Below are 18,107 nucleotides of genomic sequence, written 5' to 3'. Positions count from 1 at the left end.
GAGAAAACAGATGTTAGAAATGTTATCCATCGTAGATCTGCGGTTCCTCCTTATGGTCCTTTTGGGATCTGTGGCGGGCCTGTTTGTCGGTGCCATTCCGGGTCTTTCCGTATCTATGGCAACCGCACTTTTAGTATCCATCACCTACACCTGGGATCATTCTGATGCCCTGGCAATGATCATGGGTGTTTATGTAGTCGGTGTGTTCTCCGGAGCAGTATCCGCAATCCTGATCAACATTCCGGGTGCACCGTCCTCTGTCGTAACAACTCTGGACGGTTACCCGATGTCGAAAAAAGGACAGTCCTATAAGGCATTGTTCACCGCGACTATTTATTCCTTCCTGGGAAGTGTTTTCGGTTTTATCGCACTGGGACTTTTAGCTGAGCCGGTATCGGCCATTGCCATCAAATTCACCAAGATGGATTACTTCCTGCTGGCACTCTTTGGTCTGGTGACCGTCGGTTCGGTCAGCACCAAAAATTATGCAAAGGGCCTGGTCAGCGTTATGCTTGGCCTGATCATCAGCATGATCGGTCTGGACCCGCTGATGGGAACCAAGCGGCTGACCTTTGGAATCCAGAACCTGGCAGGCGGTATCAGCACGGTACCGGCGCTGGTCGGTTTCTTTGGCTTTGCGGAGGTTTTAAGTGTTGTATACAATCTGGGGCAGGAACAGAATGTCCTGTCCATGGAAAAAACAAAAGTTAGTTTAAAAGAGGTGCTGAAGCACTGGAAGCTTTCCCTGTATACCTCTACGATCGGCATGCTGGTAGGTGCCCTGCCTGGCGCAGGCGGTCCAGTGGCATCGTTTATTGCATATAATGAGGCAAAGCGGATCGTGAAAAATCCGAAAGTTCCATTTGGAGAGGGCGCAGTAGAGGGTATTATGGCCAGCGAGTCCTCAAACAATGCCTGCATCGGCGGTGCACTTATTCCGATGCTGACCCTGGCAGTTCCGGGCGATGCTGTAACGGCCATTATCCTATCCGTGTTCTATGTACACGGACTGCAGCCAGGCCCGATGTTCATCCGGAAAAATCCGGAGGCATTCCACGCGATCCTGGTGGCCGGCATCATTGCCTGCTTCGCATTGCTTCTTCTGGGACTTTTAGTGGCACCGCATATCAGCCGTGTCATCACGATTCCGAAAAATGTTATGATCCCGGTGGTAACCAGCCTCTGCGTGATCGGATCCTTCGCCTGCAATAACCGCCTGTTCGACGTGGCGCTGATGTTTGCCTTTGGACTGATCGGCTTTTTGATGCGCCGGTTCGACTATCCGGTCGCTCCGCTGATCCTTGCCATGGTGCTGGGACAGATGATGGATTCCAACTTCCGTCAGGCAGTTTCCCTGGCATCTTCATCGGATCACCCGCTCATGACAACCTTCGGCCACTGGCAGACCATTCTGCTGGTCATCTGTATTGCATGGGTATTGCTTGGGAACATCCCGTGGACAAAACCGTATGTGGAGAAGCTGACGGGAATGTTTAAGAAAAAAACGGCAGAAGCCTAAGGCTTGAGGTCCGGCATGTTACGCAGGAGGAGCGCAGATGGGTTGCTGAGAAGCAAAAACAGGTCGAAGCTGTTGGGAAGGAATGGGCAGGAGGAACCGGCCGAATATCTGCGGAGAATCTGAAAGAGGCAGAGCTGACTCAGGAGCGCGTGTACGAGCTGGCGGAGTATCTGAGATAAAATAAAATAAACAGGAGGGAAAGCACTATGAAATTAACATGGATTGGACATTCTTGCTTTAAGCTGGAATCAAACGGTTACACGCTCATTCTGGACCCGTACGAGGATAACTATGTGCCGGGGCTTGCACCGGTGCGGGAAAGGGCAGATGCCGTATTCTGCAGCCACGAGCACAGTGACCACAATGGGAGAGAGACTGTAACCTTGAAACAGGACAGCGCTCCATCGCCATTTACGGTCACAGAGATCCACACCTGGCATGACGAGGCACAGGGCACGAAGCGGGGCACAAACTGCATCCGTATCTTCGATGACGGAACCTACCGCGTGGCGCATCTGGGAGATCTTGGATGCGAGCTTGAACCAGAGCAGACCGAACAGCTAAAAGGACTCGATGCAGTCATGATCCCGGTCGGCGGCTTTTATACCATCGATGCTGCCCAGGCCAAGGCTCTTATTGACCAGATCCAGCCGAGAGTCACTATTCCCATGCACTACCGTGGTGAATCCTTCGGCTATGACGTTCTGGGAACCCTGGAGGATTTCACGGCGCTGTGTGACTGCGTAGTAGAATATCCGGGCAATTCCATAGAGCTCAATGAGGAGATGCTGCAGCAGGTGGCAGTGGTGAAACCGCAAAATATAGCAATTTGATTAACTTTAATAGGGCCGTGTGAGTTGCCGGAAGGCAACTCACACGGCCCTTGTTGTACATTTGAATTGTTGATTTACTGCGGATCCGGCACATCTTCTGGCATTGTGCGGAAAAACTGCACAACCATGGGCAGTGTGATGGCTGCGGCAATGACATCCGCGATAGTCTGGGCCATCTGGATTCCAAGAAGGCCCAATGTGTGGCTGAGAATCCACAGGACCGGAATAAAGACCAGTCCGCTTCGGATCATGGAGAGGAAGGTTGCTTTCCCGCTGCGCCCGATGCTCTGGAACATCATATTTCCGCAGAGGGAAAATGGCATGAAGAAAAGGGCGAAGCACTGGATGCGCAGTGCTGTTGTACCGATTGAGATAACCGCCGGATCATCCCGGAACATTTTCACAATAAAGCTGGAAAAGCCGATTCCAATCAGGGCGGAAAGGCTCATAACGACCAGGCTGCTGCGGATGCTGAACCAGAAGGCTTCCCGCACGCGGCTGTATTTTTTTGCCCCGTAGTTAAAAGCGCTGACTGGCTGGAAGCCCTGGCCAATACCGAGCGCGATGCAGAACAGGAACATGATAATCCTTGTGACAATACTCATGGCGGCAATGGCGGCATCGCCGTACGGAGCAGAGCACAAGTTCAGAATCATGACAGAAATGCTGTTGAGCCCCTGGCGCATCAGGCTTGGGAAACCGGTTGCAATGATATTTTTTACATCCGCAAAGCTGTGTGTTACGTAGCGGATATGAATGCGGCTCTGGACTTTCCCCTTGAGAAACGGGCTGATCAGGATCGCCATGCTGATGTACTGGGAAACGGCGGTGGAAATACCGGCACCGCGGACCCCGAGATTCAGTCCGAAGATCAGAAACATATCCCCGAAGATGTTGAGAATGCCGCCGGATGCCAGACCAAGCATGGCAAAGAAGGCCTTTCCTTCGTATCGGAGGATATTGTTCATGACACAGCTGGATGCCATGGCCGGTGCGGCAATGAGAACCCAGGTACTGTATTCAATGGCGTGGGGAAGAATGGAATCAGTGCTTCCCAAAAGCCGCATAAATGGTGCATGGAACAGAAAGCCGAATACACAGATGCAGCCTCCGGCAAGCAGTGACAAAAAGAAGCTGGTGGAAGCAAATACGCGGGCACTCTCTACGTCGTGTCCGCCCAGCTTGCGGCTGATGTTGCTTCCGGCACCATGTCCGAACATAAATCCAAATGCGTTAATGATCGCCATCAGCGCAAATACCACGCCGGTGGCGCCGCTGACACTGGTTCCGAGCTGGCTGACAAAGAAGGTGTCTGCCATATTGTAGATGCTGGTCACCAGCATGCTGACGGTGGTGGGAAGTCCCAGCCGCAGTACCAGCCGGGGAACCGGCGTTTTTGTCATTTTGTCATATTGTTCCTGTGCACTGTCTCGTTCCATATTGTCTGTAACCTGCCTTTTGCTTATCGTTTTTTATTAATCCAATTTCCAGTCTTTTAAAGGTTTTAGCTCAATACGGGTTCCATTCGGAAGGGAAAACCAGTGATCGTTGATGACGATTGTAGGATAAGCTTTGATCTTTTCCATAATTTCCGGGATAGAATCGACCGCGATGGAAATGTGATCGTATCCATTTTGGCCGTCGACGCAGATTTCTTTTGTCTCACAGAGCTGGATGCCTTCCTGGTACCAGCATTTTCTGGCTGGTTTTTCTCCAATTTCCCGCCACATGTGCATGCCAAATACATCTTCAAAAAATTTCTGTGCTTCTTCATAAGAAGTGGTGCGGATTGCTGCATGATCGAGTTTTGCCATAGTATCTTCTCCTGTTTTTTGTTGATTCTTATATTACGATAACGCATTTGGAAGTAAATAGCAAATAGAAAATAGATATGCGGTGCATACAAAATTTGATATAATGATGCTGAGAGGAAAAGGTTTTTGCTTCTGCGATACCAGAGTGTTTTTGCGAAGGTGAATGGGCTGCGCGTGAACCGTACTGTGAATGGTAAGCGGAGTGAAAACCGGAAGAGGAAAAGGTACGGATTACGATGGAGCAGGAACTCTGGAATTGGACAGAATCAGCGGTGGAAATGATCCCGTTTGCGCTGCTGGCTGGTTTTTATAAAGAAAAAGAAATCCGCATTACAAAGCTCTCAGAGGAAGGATTTTGTTTTCGGACTGTACAAAAGATTGAAAAAATCGATACGGATTTTTTGCTTTCTTTTTATGATATGGAACGGAATCAGTATGAGGAGAGAATGGTCCGGGCAATGTGCTGGAAGCTGGAAGGTCAGACGGAGTTCTTCTATATTTATGCGGTGACTGTAACACAGGAAGATTACTGTCAGGCAGTGCGGAAGCTGTTCGGGCAGTATGACCGCTATATCCGGCTGAAGCTGGAGGAGGACGATGGACTTCTAGCGGAAACACTGACGGGGTATCCGGCTCTGGAGGATGAGATTTTTGCAGATTCTTTTGCGGAGCAGATGCAGAACTGGTATGAAGAGACCGGGTTAAACAAAGAATGGGAAGCGGAAATGAGCAGGAAAAATGCAGAAACAGGAGATGTGATGGAGTGCTCCGGGGTAGGGGAAAAGGCAAAAATGAAACCGGAACAGGAATGCCAACGAAACTTGGAACAGGAGCAGAAGCGAAAAAGCAGCCTGGAAGATGAGGTGGAACTGGCTCTGGAATTGGACCATCCAGCGCAGTATGCGGCATTTCTGGAGGAGGACCTTGCAGAACTTTTGCGCCATTACAAAACGAAAGATCCGATCATAAAACGCTGCTTTTCTCATAAAAATCCAGACCGCATTTACATCGGAAATGCATTTTGTCCTTTGTTATTTCCGGAGGAAGCAGTTCTGTCTGCCATGTTAAAAAAGGCAGAAGAGCAGAAGCTTGCAGTTACGGTTACGTTCTCTTATGTAAGAGAAGAACAGCTGGAATATACAGAAATACTATTGCAAAAATTGGAAGACTGGTGTGCAGAATACGGGGCAGAAATCGAAATTGCAGTGAATGACTGGGCTATGGCAGATATGCTAAAAGAGCGGACCGGACATTTAAAACCGTGCCTTGGCACGCTGTTGAATAAGCGGAAAAAAGACCCGCGTATGGCATACAAAATGGGAGACCACAGGCTGTTGGAAGAAAATAGTCTGAACACAGATTTCTACCGTGATGATCTAAAACAGCGTTTTGGAATCATACGTTTTGAATGGGAAAGCTGCGGTTATGAGCAGAAGCTTCCAAACGCAGAAAACCATCTGCATCTGCCGTTTTACCAGACGAATACTTCTCAGTATTGCACCTTGTATGCAGGGGTTTGCTGGAAAGACAGGGGAAAACAGCAGATGGTGACAGAGTGCAGCAGGCTTTGCCAGGCAGCAGCATATCTGTACCCGGAACATTTGCATATGGTGGGGCGTGGAAACTCGTTGTTTGGAATGGATACGGATATTATGAGACAAACCGGCATTGCAAACCAGGATTGGGACAAGACGGTGGCATTTTGCAGGAATCACCGGATCAGCGCCTGGTGGTGGCCTGCTGGTGGTAAGGCAGATGGATATGGGAAAAGATTCTATGATACCAGGGCGCCAAGGTTTGAAAACTGATACAGGCTTACTCACAAGAGAATTTGATAAAGGCAGTGGAGAAAGCAAAATAGAAAGAAGACAAAAGCAGTAAAACAAAAGCAGTAAAACAAAAGCAGGAAAACAAAAGCAGGAAAACGAGGAGGCAGATAAAGAACTGTGGCAGAAAACAGAATGAAAATCGTAGCGGGACTTGGCTCGATCGAAGAATATATCCGGTTTTGTGAGGCAGGTGCAGACGAATTTTTTGCCGGGTATGTGCCGTATGAATGGAACCGGAAATATGGCACGCTGATGTCGTTAAACCGCAGGGAAGTGTTTTGCAGCAATGTGCAGCTTGGGGCATTTTCGGAGCTGGAAATTCTGGCTGCGATGGTTCAAAAATACAAAAGGCCGGTGCACTTAACCTTCAATGCGCTGTATTATCTCCCGGAGCAATATCTGGAGATCGCGGACATTATTAAGCATTGCATGGAGCTGGGTTATCAGACCTTTATTGTGGCAGATCCGGCTCTGATCGTTTATCTCAGGGCACAAAAAATAGATTGCCAGATCCACCTGAGTGGGGAAACAGGGGAGGTGAACAGTCGTATGCTTTCTGTGTTTCAGGAGTATGGGATTCAGCGCCTGATCTTTCATAGAAAGAATAGCTTTTCTGACATGAGATCCGTGATCCGGAATGGAAAACGGGAGGGAAAAACGCTGGAATATGAGGCCTTTGTCTTAAATGAACTGTGTCAGTTTAGCGGAGCATTCTGTAACTCCCTGCATTGTGATGAAATGGGGTATCTGTGCCGGGTTCCGTATTGCCTGGGACCGCTTAGACGAGGAAAAATGCAGGTATATGGTGTGAAGGCGGAAGGTCAGAATATAGAAGAGCAGGACAATGAAGAATGGAATGTTGAAGCAATGGGTGACAGAGAACTGGCTGATAAGGCGCATAATATAGAAGCATGGAATGACAGAGAACGATATGCAGAAGATGGCTATCTCTGTGGTGCTACCGGCTGCGGACTTTGCGCTTTGTATCAGTTGCAAAAGGCGGGAGTTACGCATTTGAAACTGGTCGGACGTGGAAATTATGTAGATTTTATGGAACGGGATATCCGGAATCTGAAGAGAGCATTGGAAATTTTGCAGGAATCGGTCCGTAGTGCAGGGCTAAACGCTGCTGGCGGTATACCGACAGACGAAATCGCAACGCGAAAGGTTGCCAGAAATGCAGGAACTTGTCTGGAAGAATTTTATAAAAGGCAGATGAAACAGGAATTATTTCCGCATGGCTGCAGCGGAAACTGTTATTACCGGGAAGCTTCCCTGGGCAAATCCGCTGCCGGTTCGTGATTATGCACGGTGAGAAATTGTTACTGGACACGTATGCGTGTACAGTAACGTGAAAATTTCTGGAACCTGGATTTGCCCTGGACAGCTATTGGCATCAGTTCCCCATACTTTCGTGGATCAGCTTTAATACGTTAGCCAGCTCTTTTGCACTGACCTGACCCGGTGCAGAAGTTTTGCCGACTGACCCGAAGGTTAAAGAAGAGCCAAAAACTTCCCCGCACAGGCGGCTGATCATGCCAAGCGGCCCCATGGACATAGTAATGAGCGGGCGTGTGGTGCGGCGGTCCATTTCCTCTGTGGCGGAAAGGAGCGTTACTACATCCTTCCGGGACTGCGGCATAACGGCAATCTTTAAGATGTCAGCGCCCATCAGGTCCATTTTTTTTAGGATGGAAAGGATCTCTTCCTGCGTTGGCGTGGACTGGAAGTTGTGGCTGGAGGCAACGACCGGAATTCCTGCACGGTGTGCGGTATCAAGAATGGAACGGACGGTATCATCGCCGGTGAAGATCTCAACATCGATCAGGTCTGCAAGGCCGTTCTCTGCCACCTGGCAGTTTAACTGCTGGTAAGAAGCGGGGGAGATGCTTTTTGCTCCGCCCTCCTTCGCCGTGCGGAAAGTAAAAAGGACCGGAATGTCTCCCAGGACTTCGTGGAGATCCTTGAGTACCGCTTGGGCAGCTTCCGGGTCTTCGGCCTGGTCAAAATGGTCGCAGCGCCACTCTATGATGTCCGGACAGGCCATCAGGACATTTTTGGCAGCGGTAAGAATGGAATCGGATGTGTTTTCGACAATTGGTATACAGATTTTAGGGACGCCATCCCCAATCTGGATGTTTCTGACATGAACGGGCTGTTTCATAATAAAGCCTCCTGAAGTGTAAAATGAATCTTTGCAGAACTGCTGTGTTCATTATAGCAAGTGGAGGATTTATTTGCAAATGTTCGTGCTTCACAGATGAATTATGATAAAAGCATATTGTGAAACAGATGTCAAGTCTTGAATGCGAATATTCTCTGCTATATAATGGGAATCCATAGAAATAACATGCAGATTCTGGAAAACCGGAAACAGACTGCAAATTTAACAGACAGGTGAGGAATATGAACAAAAAGAATTTTGAAACGGTATTGGAACAGTACATGGGCCGCCTGGCAGGTCTTGAGCAGGCAGATGACAGCGATCAGGTTTACAAATGGCGTGCAGTGGGCTGTTTTAAGCGGTTTTGGAATTTGGAAGCGGCAGATTTTGCCGGAATGTTTGAAAAGGCTATGCAGGAGGCTGGAAATCTTCTTGACGATGCAGCCATGCAGCCGGTAGCAGGTCTTCGGATGCTGCTTGCGAGGGAGCCAGAGGTCGAGTACGTGAGAGAGTGCTTCCGCTTTTTATTCAGTGATGACGGAGGAGACCTTAAAAAGCGCCAGGACCGCGCTGAGTTCTTTGCAGATAAGATCAACGAGCGTATCCGTTATTACGAGCGTACAACGAAGAAATATCTTCAGAACCGGGATCATGTTATCTACTATCTGAATCTCTGGAAACCGGAAGAAAACTATGTGTTTGAAGCATCCTCCGCTTCTGGCTGGGCAGCCTGCACAGAGTTTGACGGAGATTTCAGCAGTAAGAACTTCTCCCTGGAGAGTTATTACCAGATGTGCGACGAGCTGCTGGAGGAGATCCGCGAGAATGAGGAACTGACAGGGCTTTACAGCAATCTGTTTGAGGAAGAATTAGATGGCTACGATGACCAGCTTCATATTCTGGTATATGATATCATGGACTGTGCGAGTCTGTACCGCTATTATGCAGGCATGGACATCCGTAAAGTACCGGGAAGAGAGCGCACAAAAGCGGCGGAAGCTAAGGCAGCGCAGGAAAAGCTGAAGCAGGAGATTGAATTAAAGGAAAAACGCCTAAAGGAGCTGCAGGAAAAACCGGTGAACCTTCCGGATGTAGTTGGAAAACAGGTAAGCCATAAGACGTATGGTACTGGTGTGGTACAGTCGAATGATAACGGAACCCTTCTGGTTCATTTTGAAAAGGCAGATAAGAAATTCAAGTATCCGTCAGTGTTTACCCAGGGCTTTTTAAGCTTTGCAGGGGAAGAAACCCAGACCGGGGAAATGTCAGAATTTGAGGCAGACCAGAAGAAAAAAGCAGCGCTGGAGAAGGAAATCGCGCAGCTGAAAAAATCGCTGGGAAGCATTACTTTATAATATCATTTTACAAAAAACAGGCATCCGCATGATGTGATATGCCCCTGTCAAGCAGACGGGGACATATCAACGATCAGCGGTGCCTGTTTTTTTGTTGTCCTTTTTACCGTTTTTTGTTATGTGCCTTTCGTTGATAGCAGTCCCATGGCCATCCGATGAGGCAGATAAGTGCAAAGGTGGCTGCGGTCAGGGCAAAGGTGGAAAGGCGTGTCGGCATCCATTCCATGGGCTTTAATTCCACACCGGTCGTGCGCAAAATGAGCTCCACAAAGAAATACAAAGCAAAGCTCTGGATGGAAAACAGCAGCATGGAGCGGCGGCCGCAAAACTGCCAGAATCTGGAAAATACACTGCCCGAAAAAGCCGGGCGGGCAGCCATGCGGGCTGCAAGAAGCAGTGCGGCAATGCCGGAAAATGCAGCCCCGAAATAGTAAGGCGGAGCGGTGTAGCGGCAGTCACAAAGATTCACGTAAGTGCTGAGCTCTGGACCGAAAAAGAAGCTTAAGACTGCGAAAAACGGAATCAGAAAACCAGTATATGGCTCCATCTTTTCCAGAAGCTTTTCCTGGTTTGCGTAGTACCCGGCGATTAGGAACACAGCTGCGCAGAGCGCGGAATCCAGTTTCAAGGGAAGCCGGTCCATGACCGGGATAAGCGGATCAGCAAGGCGGATATAGGTCCCCGCAAGCACCAGGGCTGCGAGCGCATAGCAGCGCACGCTCAGAGAGCGATTGTCAAAGAGCTTCAGCCAGATGAGGGCATACAATCCGGCAAAAAACAATGCCGGGAGGAACCATAACTGCCCTACATAGATCTGCTGTGGCTGTCCGTAGTAAAAGATCCAGGTCAGGATATGCTTCCATCCGTATTCATCGATCGCAAGATGATAATACGGGCGGATGGTGCAGATAGCGAGTGCGGTCAGTGTGACCGCAAAATAAGGAAGGATGAGTGTCCTTCCTCTTTTTTTGATGTAATCCAGGCATGTCTTGTATTTTTCCGGACGGAAGGTCATGCCGGAGAGAAAGAAAAAGGCCGGCATGTGGAACGCGTAGATCCACCGGAAAATGGTATGATGCATGGTCACGACATGGCCCAGCACCACCAGAAACAGGGCAAAGCCCTTGGCAATGTCGATATCGCTTCTTCGCGTTGTACTCATTTGTAACGTTTCCCCCAGTAATAGAAAAAATGTCTGCCAAAGAAACCGCTCTTTGGCATAAGCATGTGCAGGGCACATGCGCTGCTGCTTTTTAGTGTATAGAAGGGCATGCACAGCTTGCCCGTTCGATCAGCTGATGCGGCACTAAAATTTTGGTGGCCGGAAGCTCAGGACGCTCGATATGGCTGATCATTTGACCGGCTGCTTCTATGCCAAGCTGGCAGGAATTGATGTCAATTGAGGTCAGCTGCGGTGAGGTGAGCCTTGCAAACAAAGAATTGTTAAAGGAAAGAATGGAGAGGTCCCTTGGAATGGAAAGGCCGGTTTCCATGCAGATGCGTTCCAGCGTCAGTGCGAGGATATCGTCGCTGACCACGATCGCGGTGGGGCGGTCAGCAGATTCCAGTAATGCGTGGACCGGAGTGTGACCCTCTGCCGTGATGGATGGAAGCTCCAGACAGTATCCGGGCTTCGGCAAAATCCCATGGCGCGCCAGAGCAAGCAGGTAACCACTTTTCCGGTCTGCGGAGAAAACCAGGCTGTTATCGACTCCAAGATAGGCGATCTTACGGTGACCGAGCTGGTAAAGATATTCTGTTGCCTCGTCACCGGCCAGCAGGTTGTCGTTGTCGATGTAAACCGTCTGGTTTGCGTACTGGCAGGCCTTCCCGATGAGCACGTAGGGCAGCTTTTCCCGGTGGAGAAATTCGATGACCGGGTCATTCTGCCTGGAGTAAAGCAGGATAAAGCCATCTGCCTGGCCGATACGGGTCATGGAACGGACCGCTTCGAGCACTTCCTCCTCATCCTGCCCGGTCACAATGGTGCTGATGTACTGCTGCTGGTTGCAGACCTGGCTGATGCCACGGATCGCTTCCAGATAAAAGGAGTTTTCATAAACTTCACGCGCAGAGACCGGTAAGATGATCCCTATGGTGCGTGTGTTGCGGGAGGCCAGGTTACTGGCCTGGAAATTGGGCTCGTATCCCAGCTCTTTCATGGCACTGCGTACTTTTTGTTTGGTTTCTTCGCTGATGGAAGGACTGTTTTTGCAGGTGCGGGAAACCGTAGAAGCGGATACCCCGGCCAGCGCAGCTACATCTTTGATGGTTACGGACATCGGTGCTGCTTCCTTTCTATATAGATGTGTTTCTCTTTCAAGTGTTTGTTATGTCAGTTTTGGGTTCGGCTGTTTTGCCGCAGTTCACGTATGTGGGCATAGCTGCTGAACCGTTATGCTGCTTCTTATTTTACGGGATTGCAGAAAAAAAGTCAACGATACTATGCAAATACATGCAAAAGTTGCATAAAAATAGAAACAAAAATTTCTGGACATTCCGCACAAAACAAAAGCATAAAAGTTGTGAAAATCAGAGAATCCACGCGAAATAAAAGAATGTTATTGCATTCTTTGTGCAAACCGGATATAGTTAATGCAAACGGTTGCATAGATTGCGCAAATAATAACGCATGGCAGAAAAAGCGCAGGAAGAATCGGACAGCAAGTGCCAGGGCGTACGCAAACGCGATCAGGAATGCAGCCAGAGAACATGAGGGGGATTTTTTATGAAATGCAGTAAGATTTTCTCTCCGATGACGGGAGAAGCGGTAGGGTTGGAACAGGTTCCAGATCCGGTGTTTTCCCAGAAGATCGTCGGGGATGGCATGGCGGTAATCCCGTCCGAGGGAAATATTGTAAGCCCGGTAGACGGAGAAGTGATCTCCGTGGCAGATACCAGACATGCGTTTGGACTGCGCACGGCAGATGGAGTGGAGCTGCTGATCCATGTAGGCCTTGAGACGGTTCATTTAAACGGAGCCTGCTTTCAGGTTTTTGTGAAACCGGGAGATCAGGTGAAGGTGGGTGACCGCCTGGCAGAGGTGGACCTGGAATATTTAAAGGAGCATAACATCAACCCGGTGACCCCGGTTCTGGTGTGCGGCGGCATGGAAGGCAAGAAACTTTGTCCGACAGAGGGTGCCGTGAAAGCGGGAGAGACTGTGCTGATGCAGGTGGAAGCAGGAAGCGGGGAAACCGCAGCTACAGACAACAAGGCAGCGGACAAAAAAGCGGCGAATGAAAAAAACAATGCAGAGGAAAAGACAGGTCAGACAGATAAAACAGCTGGCGGCCAGAACCCGAAAAAGAAACCTGCCTTAAGCTTTAACTTCGATTTTCTTCAGAAGCTCGGCAAGGTTTTGATGACGGTTATCGCGGTTATGCCGGCAGCCGGTTTCATGATCAGTCTTGGCAAACTGGTCCAGATGGGCGGGGCTGATCTGTCCGTCCTGATGACGATCGGAAGCACGATGGAAAATATCGGCTGGGCCGTGATCAACAATCTGCATATTTTGTTTGCAATCGCAATCGGCGGTTCCTGGGCGAAGGAGCGTGCAGGCGGTGCATTTGCGGCGATCATTACTTTTATTTTGATCAACCAGATCACGGGTTCCATTTTTGGTGTAACCTCCGCGATGTTAAATGACCCGGATGCAGTGACCCATACGCTGTTTGGACAGGAAATCCTGGTAAATGGTTATTTCACTTCCGTTCTTGGCGCACCGGCTCTGAATATGGGTGTGTTTGTCGGAATCATTTCCGGTTTTGCAGGTGGTATGATCTACAACCGTTATTACAATTTCCGCAAATTGCCGGATGCGCTGGCATTCTTTAACGGAAAACGGTTTGTTCCGATGGTCTGCATTGCCTGGTCTGTGATCATTTCCCTGGTCCTGGCCGTGATCTGGCCGGTGGTACAGTCTGGCATTAACGCGTTTGGTGTGTGGATCGCGAATTCTTCTTCCACATCCCCAATCCTGGCCCCGTTTATCTACGGAACCCTGGAGCGTCTGCTGCTGCCGTTTGGCCTGCACCATATGCTGACGATCCCGATGAACTATACTTCCTTTGGCGGAACCTATACCATTGCAACCGGTATCAACGCCGGAACCCAGGTGTTTGGCCAGGATCCGCTGTGGCTGGCATGGGCAACTGACCTGATCAACTACAAGAATGCCGGTGATATGGCAGCGTACCAGAACCTGCTTACCACCGTGACCCCGGCCCGCTTCAAGGTTGGCCAGATGATCGGCGCGACCGGTCTGCTTCTTGGAATTGCCCTGGCGATGTACCGCAGAGTCGATGCGGATAAACGGCAGAATTACCGTTCCATGTTTGTTTCCACGATTTTAGCAGTATTCCTGACTGGTGTTACGGAGCCGCTGGAATTTATGTTTATGTTTTGCGCACTGCCGCTGTATGTGGTTTACGCAGTACTGCAGGGATGCGCTTTTGCTATGGCTGGTGTGATCCACCTGCGTCTCCATTCCTTTGGAAACCTGGAATTTTTCACCCGTATCCCGATGTCCATCAAGGCTGGTCTGGGCGGTGACCTGATCAACTTTGTAATCTGCGTTGTGGTATTTTTCGTGATCGGCTACTTTGTTGCATATTTCATGATCGGAAAATTCCAGTTCGCAACCCCGGGACGTCTCGGAAACTATACCGATGAAGGTGCAGCCGACGATGGCGCAAAGTCTGCAGGTGGTAGTGGAAATAAGCAGGCGGATGGAAATACAGCCGGAACGCTGCCGGAAAATGGAAACGGAGCTGGAAATAACAGCGGTGCCAATGGCACTGGGGCAGCAAGTGGCAGCCAGGCCGAGCGCATCATTGCACTTCTCGGCGGAAGAGAGAACATTGTTCTGGTCGATGCCTGCATGACCCGCCTCAGAGTTACGGTAAACGATCTGGATAAGGTTGCCGAGCTTCCGGAGTGGAAGAAGGAAGGCGCATTGGGACTGATCAAAAAAGATCAGGGAATCCAGGCTGTTTACGGACCGAAGGCCGATGTCTTAAAGTCGGATATTAATGATATTCTGTGATACCAGGGTCGAAAGGTCAAAAATCCGATGCAAGAGGATTTTTGAACCAAATTCTGTAGGAAAAAGAGGAAACATGCATGAAACTGATCACACTCAACACGCACAGTCTGATCGAGGAGCACTATGAGGAAAAATTACGTGCCTTCGCAGACTTGATCTGCAAAGAACGCCCGGATATCCTGGCTATGCAGGAGGTCAACCAGCTGGCCAGCGAAGAGATCCTGCCGGATGAGACGATCCCGGGATTTGTGCGCTGCAGCGGCTTTTCCCTTCCACTTCGGAAGGGAAACCATGCGGCGCGGCTGGCGGGGCTGCTTTCGGCGCGCGGCCTTTCGTATTCCTGGACCTGGATCTCGGCAAAGCTGGGCTATGACCGTTATGACGAGGGTATGGCATTGTTTAGCTTAAAAGCGATCGCGGATACCGATCAGTTTCAGATCAGCCGGTCTTCGGATTACCATTACTGGAAGACCCGCCGGGTGCTTGGCATCCGCACAAAAGAGGATCCGGATACCTGGTTTTACACGGTCCATATGGGCTGGTGGGAAGATGAGGAAGACCCGTTTGCCGGGCAGTGGGAAACCTTAAACCGGAAGCTCCGGGAACAGGGAAGACTGTCCGGAACCGGAAGAGTCTGGCTTCTTGGTGATTTCAACAGTCCGTCCGCAGTCGCAGGTGAGGGCTACAGCCTGATCCGGCAGAGCGGCTGGCTGGACAGCTATCGTCTGGCGCAGAAAAAAGACGATGGCGCAACCGTGGATCATGTGATCGATGGCTGGAGGGAGCGGATGGCAGAAGGGGAGAGCTGCCGTCTGGATTATATTTTCAGCAGCCGTCCGGAAGCAGTCGCACAGAGCCGTGTGATCTGCAACGGGACATTTTATCCGGTTGTGTCAGACCATTTTGGAGTTATGGCAGAGATATTATAAGGGAGTATTTTCGATATGAACAGATCAGCAGGAGTTTTACTGCCGCTTAGCAGTCTGCCGTCCGAGTACGGCATTGGATGTTTTTCAAAAAGCGCTTATGAATTTGTGGACTGGTTAAAGGAAGCCGGACAGAGCTACTGGCAGATCCTTCCGCTCGGACCGACCAGCTACGGGGATTCGCCGTATCAGTCCTTTTCTACGTTTGCGGGAAATCCGTATTTTATCAGTCTGGAGACCCTGATCGAGGAAGGCGTTCTCACAAAAGAGGAATGCGATGCCGTCGATTTCGGGAAGAAAGAGCGGGATATTGATTATGAAAAGCTGTATCTGGGCCGTTACCCGCTGCTTCGGAAAGCGTATGAGCGCAGCCACATCCACGAAAATCCGGATTACCAGAAATTCGTGGCAGAAAACAGCTGGTGGCTTTCGGACTACGCGCTTTTCATGGCAGTGAAGGACCGGTTCGATGGCGTGGAATGGACCAAATGGGCAGAGGATATCCGCCTGCGCTGGGGCAATGCCATGGACTATTACCGCAGGGAGCTGTATTTTGACATTGAGTTCCAGCAGTATCTGCAGTATCAGTTTTACCGTCAGTGGAACCAGTTAAAGACTTATGCCAATGAACGTGGAATCCAGCTGATCGGCGATATTCCGATCTACGTTTCCATGGACAGTGCCGATGCCTGGGCGCATCCGGAATTGTTCCAGCTAGACAGCGAAAATGTGCCGCTGGCTGTGGCAGGCTGCCCGCCGGATGGCTTTTCGGCCGATGGACAGCTTTGGGGAAACCCGCTTTACCGCTGGGAGTATCACCGGGAGACGGGGTATCAGTGGTGGATCTCCAGACTAGCACACTGCTTCCGGCTGTATGATGTGGTGCGGATCGATCATTTCCGTGGATTTGATGAATACTATTCGATCCCTTACGGAGAAACCTCCGCGATCCATGGGCACTGGGAAAAGGGACCGGGCATCGACCTTTTCCGCAAGGTGGAGCAGGCGCTTGGCTGGAAACAGGTCATTGCAGAGGACCTGGGTTATGTGACCGATTCCGTGCGCAGGCTGGTACAGGAGAGCGGTTTTCCGGGCATGAAGGTGCTGGAGTTTGCATTTGATTCCAGAGATTCCGGCTGTGCCAACGACTATCTGCCGCACAACTATCCGGAAAATTCTGTGGCCTATACCGGAACCCATGACAATGAGACGCTTGCCGGATGGTGGAAGAGCATCACTCCGGCTGAGCAGAAGATGGCGCGGGATTATCTCTGCGACCAGTACACGCCGCAGTCGAAGCTTGGAAAATCGTTCATCAGTCTGATTCTTAGAAGCCGTGCGGCACTCTGCGTGATCCCGGTCCAGGACTATATGGGACTCGACAACCGCAGCCGCATCAATAAGCCGTCCACCGTGGGAACGAACTGGAGATGGCGCCTTGGGGAAAATGACCTGACGGAAGACCTAAAGGACGAGATCCGGGGTATGACACTGCGCTACGGAAGGATGAACTGGGGTTGAAAAAGAACCCAAAAGCCTGTATAATTAGGAACAGTGCAGCCAGAAGACATTTTTATTTGCCAATGCGTAAACAAAAATTTTGAACTGCTGCAGTTCAGGCCGCGATCAGGCGGCTGAAAAATAGAAAGACAGGCGGAGCCGTATGGCTGAATATCCGTGAACAGGAACGAATATACAGTATGGCCGCGGACAGGAGAGTAGCGAAATGAGTGAAGCAAAGGACAGACTGCTTGCGCAGATGAAAGACCCAGAGGGCGCAGTTTACGCACTGATATCTGGATTTACAAAAGAACCATATGTGGAATGTGACAAGGAACCTACGATGACAAGGTATTTATCTATCTGTCTGAGGATGCGGCAAAGGCAAAAGCAGAAGAGTTAAAAGAAGAAAAGATTCCGGTGGGAGCTGCAACGATTCTTGCAAACCATATGCTGTTATTTTTTACAAACCTTTACACGATGGGTGTCAATGCGCTGGAAATCTATTACGATGACCAGAAAGAGCTGGTCCAGATCGACGAATTTGCAAAGCGCAGAGAAAACCCGCAGCTGGAAGAGGGCAAAAAGTGGATCGAGAATCCACAGCTTCATCTGACTGCCCTGTATTTGCGCAGGAGGTCCGCAGACCGAAGGAGCTCAGGACCCGAAGCGTATGGCAGAGCTTCAGGAGGAGATGGCAGCTGACTTCCTGAAGAGCGAATTCATCTTTGCCCTGCAGCAGGACGGCAAGGGAACCCCGCTTGTCAAGCTGAATACCGGTGACAAATACCAGCTGGTATTTACCGATGCAGTGGAATTCAGCCGTTTTAACCGCAACAATGCGTTCAAGCCGGTGATCGTAGGAGCTGCCCAGCTTCCGAAGGTATTGGACAAAGAGGCAAAGGGCGTTGTTTTAAATATCATGGGTGTCAACCTTCCGCTGGCAGTGAACCGTCCGGTTCCGGCACCGGCCGATCCGGCAGCCCGTGCACAGGCAGCATCCGACCAGGCAATCGCACAGGCAGCTTCCGCAGCGCTTCAGAGACAGGCCGCAGAGAAGAAGAACAATTAACAACTTGTTAAGATTTGTGAAAATTGGAAAAAAGCATAGCGGTTTCTG

16 protein-coding genes are annotated in these 18,107 nt (G+C 50.1%); 11 read left to right on the top strand and 5 right to left on the bottom strand.

What is annotated here, in order from left to right; genetic code table 11:
- Nucleotides 1–10: 10 nt before the first annotated feature.
- Together DXA97_RS00710 and DXA97_RS00705 are read left to right on the top strand one after the other, a co-directional pair.
- On the top strand, nt 11–1,519 hold the full coding sequence (locus DXA97_RS00710) for a tripartite tricarboxylate transporter permease (RefSeq protein WP_118718221.1): 1,509 nt from the start codon (nt 11–13) through the stop codon (nt 1,517–1,519).
- Between the two features lie 206 nt (nt 1,520–1,725).
- Entirely contained in the window at nt 1,726–2,352 is a 627-nt protein-coding gene (locus DXA97_RS00705) for an MBL fold metallo-hydrolase (protein WP_118718220.1), read from the top strand.
- Nucleotides 2,353–2,426: 74 nt separating this feature from the next.
- On the opposite strand, the gene DXA97_RS00700 is transcribed toward DXA97_RS00705, so the two are convergent.
- Entirely contained in the window at nt 2,427–3,791 is a 1,365-nt protein-coding gene (locus DXA97_RS00700; protein ID WP_118718219.1) for an MATE family efflux transporter, read from the bottom strand.
- Between the two features lie 36 nt (nt 3,792–3,827).
- Complete coding sequence (locus DXA97_RS00695; protein ID WP_118718218.1) at nt 3,828–4,166, bottom strand: VOC family protein; 339 nt, start codon at nt 4,164–4,166, stop codon at nt 3,828–3,830.
- A 236-nt stretch (nt 4,167–4,402) separates the two neighbouring features.
- On the opposite strand from DXA97_RS00695, the gene DXA97_RS00690 reads away from it, so the two are divergent.
- Nucleotides 4,403–5,974 (top strand): hypothetical protein, encoded by a 1,572-nt coding sequence (locus DXA97_RS00690; protein WP_118718217.1) that lies wholly within the window; start codon nt 4,403–4,405, stop codon nt 5,972–5,974.
- 138 nt (nt 5,975–6,112) lie between these two features.
- On the top strand, nt 6,113–7,297 hold the full coding sequence (locus DXA97_RS00685; RefSeq protein ID WP_243107494.1) for a U32 family peptidase: 1,185 nt from the start codon (nt 6,113–6,115) through the stop codon (nt 7,295–7,297).
- A 94-nt stretch (nt 7,298–7,391) separates the two neighbouring features.
- Here the strand turns inward: DXA97_RS00685 and aroD are convergent, their stop codons facing one another.
- Nucleotides 7,392–8,159, bottom strand: a complete 768-nt coding sequence (gene aroD / locus DXA97_RS00680) for a type I 3-dehydroquinate dehydratase (protein ID WP_118718216.1) — start codon at nt 8,157–8,159, stop codon at nt 7,392–7,394.
- Between the two features lie 242 nt (nt 8,160–8,401).
- On the opposite strand from aroD, the gene DXA97_RS00675 reads away from it, so the two are divergent.
- Nucleotides 8,402–9,514, top strand: coding sequence for a hypothetical protein (locus tag DXA97_RS00675; protein WP_118718215.1), 1,113 nt, complete (start codon nt 8,402–8,404; stop codon nt 9,512–9,514).
- 103 nt (nt 9,515–9,617) lie between these two features.
- Here DXA97_RS00675 and DXA97_RS00670 read toward each other — a convergent pair whose 3' ends face one another.
- On the bottom strand, nt 9,618–10,676 hold the full coding sequence (locus DXA97_RS00670) for an acyltransferase family protein (protein ID WP_182436755.1): 1,059 nt from the start codon (nt 10,674–10,676) through the stop codon (nt 9,618–9,620).
- Between the two features lie 91 nt (nt 10,677–10,767).
- The gene (locus tag DXA97_RS00665) at nt 10,768–11,796 is read right to left on the bottom strand and encodes a LacI family DNA-binding transcriptional regulator (protein WP_118718213.1); all 1,029 of its coding nucleotides are present in this window, start codon (nt 11,794–11,796) and stop codon (nt 10,768–10,770) included.
- A 446-nt stretch (nt 11,797–12,242) separates the two neighbouring features.
- Between DXA97_RS00665 and DXA97_RS00660 the strand changes: the two genes are divergently transcribed.
- From DXA97_RS00660 to DXA97_RS00640, 6 genes are all read left to right on the top strand, one after another.
- Nucleotides 12,243–14,561, top strand: coding sequence for a PTS transporter subunit IIBC (locus tag DXA97_RS00660; RefSeq protein ID WP_118718212.1), 2,319 nt, complete (start codon nt 12,243–12,245; stop codon nt 14,559–14,561).
- A 77-nt stretch (nt 14,562–14,638) separates the two neighbouring features.
- Nucleotides 14,639–15,490, top strand: coding sequence for an endonuclease/exonuclease/phosphatase family protein (locus DXA97_RS00655; protein WP_118718211.1), 852 nt, complete (start codon nt 14,639–14,641; stop codon nt 15,488–15,490).
- A 15-nt stretch (nt 15,491–15,505) separates the two neighbouring features.
- Entirely contained in the window at nt 15,506–17,008 is a 1,503-nt protein-coding gene (gene malQ / locus DXA97_RS00650) for a 4-alpha-glucanotransferase (RefSeq protein ID WP_118718210.1), read from the top strand.
- Nucleotides 17,009–17,213: 205 nt separating this feature from the next.
- A complete protein-coding gene (locus DXA97_RS19955; protein ID WP_182436754.1) occupies nt 17,214–17,390 on the top strand; it encodes a hypothetical protein in 177 nt (58 codons plus the stop codon).
- Nucleotides 17,391–17,407: 17 nt separating this feature from the next.
- Nucleotides 17,408–17,692 (top strand): hypothetical protein, encoded by a 285-nt coding sequence (locus DXA97_RS00645; RefSeq protein WP_118718209.1) that lies wholly within the window; start codon nt 17,408–17,410, stop codon nt 17,690–17,692.
- On the top strand, nt 17,661–18,059 hold the full coding sequence (locus tag DXA97_RS00640) for an SseB family protein (protein ID WP_118718208.1): 399 nt from the start codon (nt 17,661–17,663) through the stop codon (nt 18,057–18,059). Before DXA97_RS00645 ends, DXA97_RS00640 begins: the two co-directional genes overlap by 32 nt.
- Nucleotides 18,060–18,107: the final 48 nt, after the last annotated feature.

This window comes from Clostridium sp. OF09-36, assembly GCF_003481985.1.
Taxonomy (GTDB): Bacteria; Bacillota; Clostridia; order Lachnospirales; family Lachnospiraceae; genus Brotaphodocola.
Note: the sequence above shows the minus strand (reverse complement) of the source record. Positions and strands in the feature narration are given on the sequence as shown.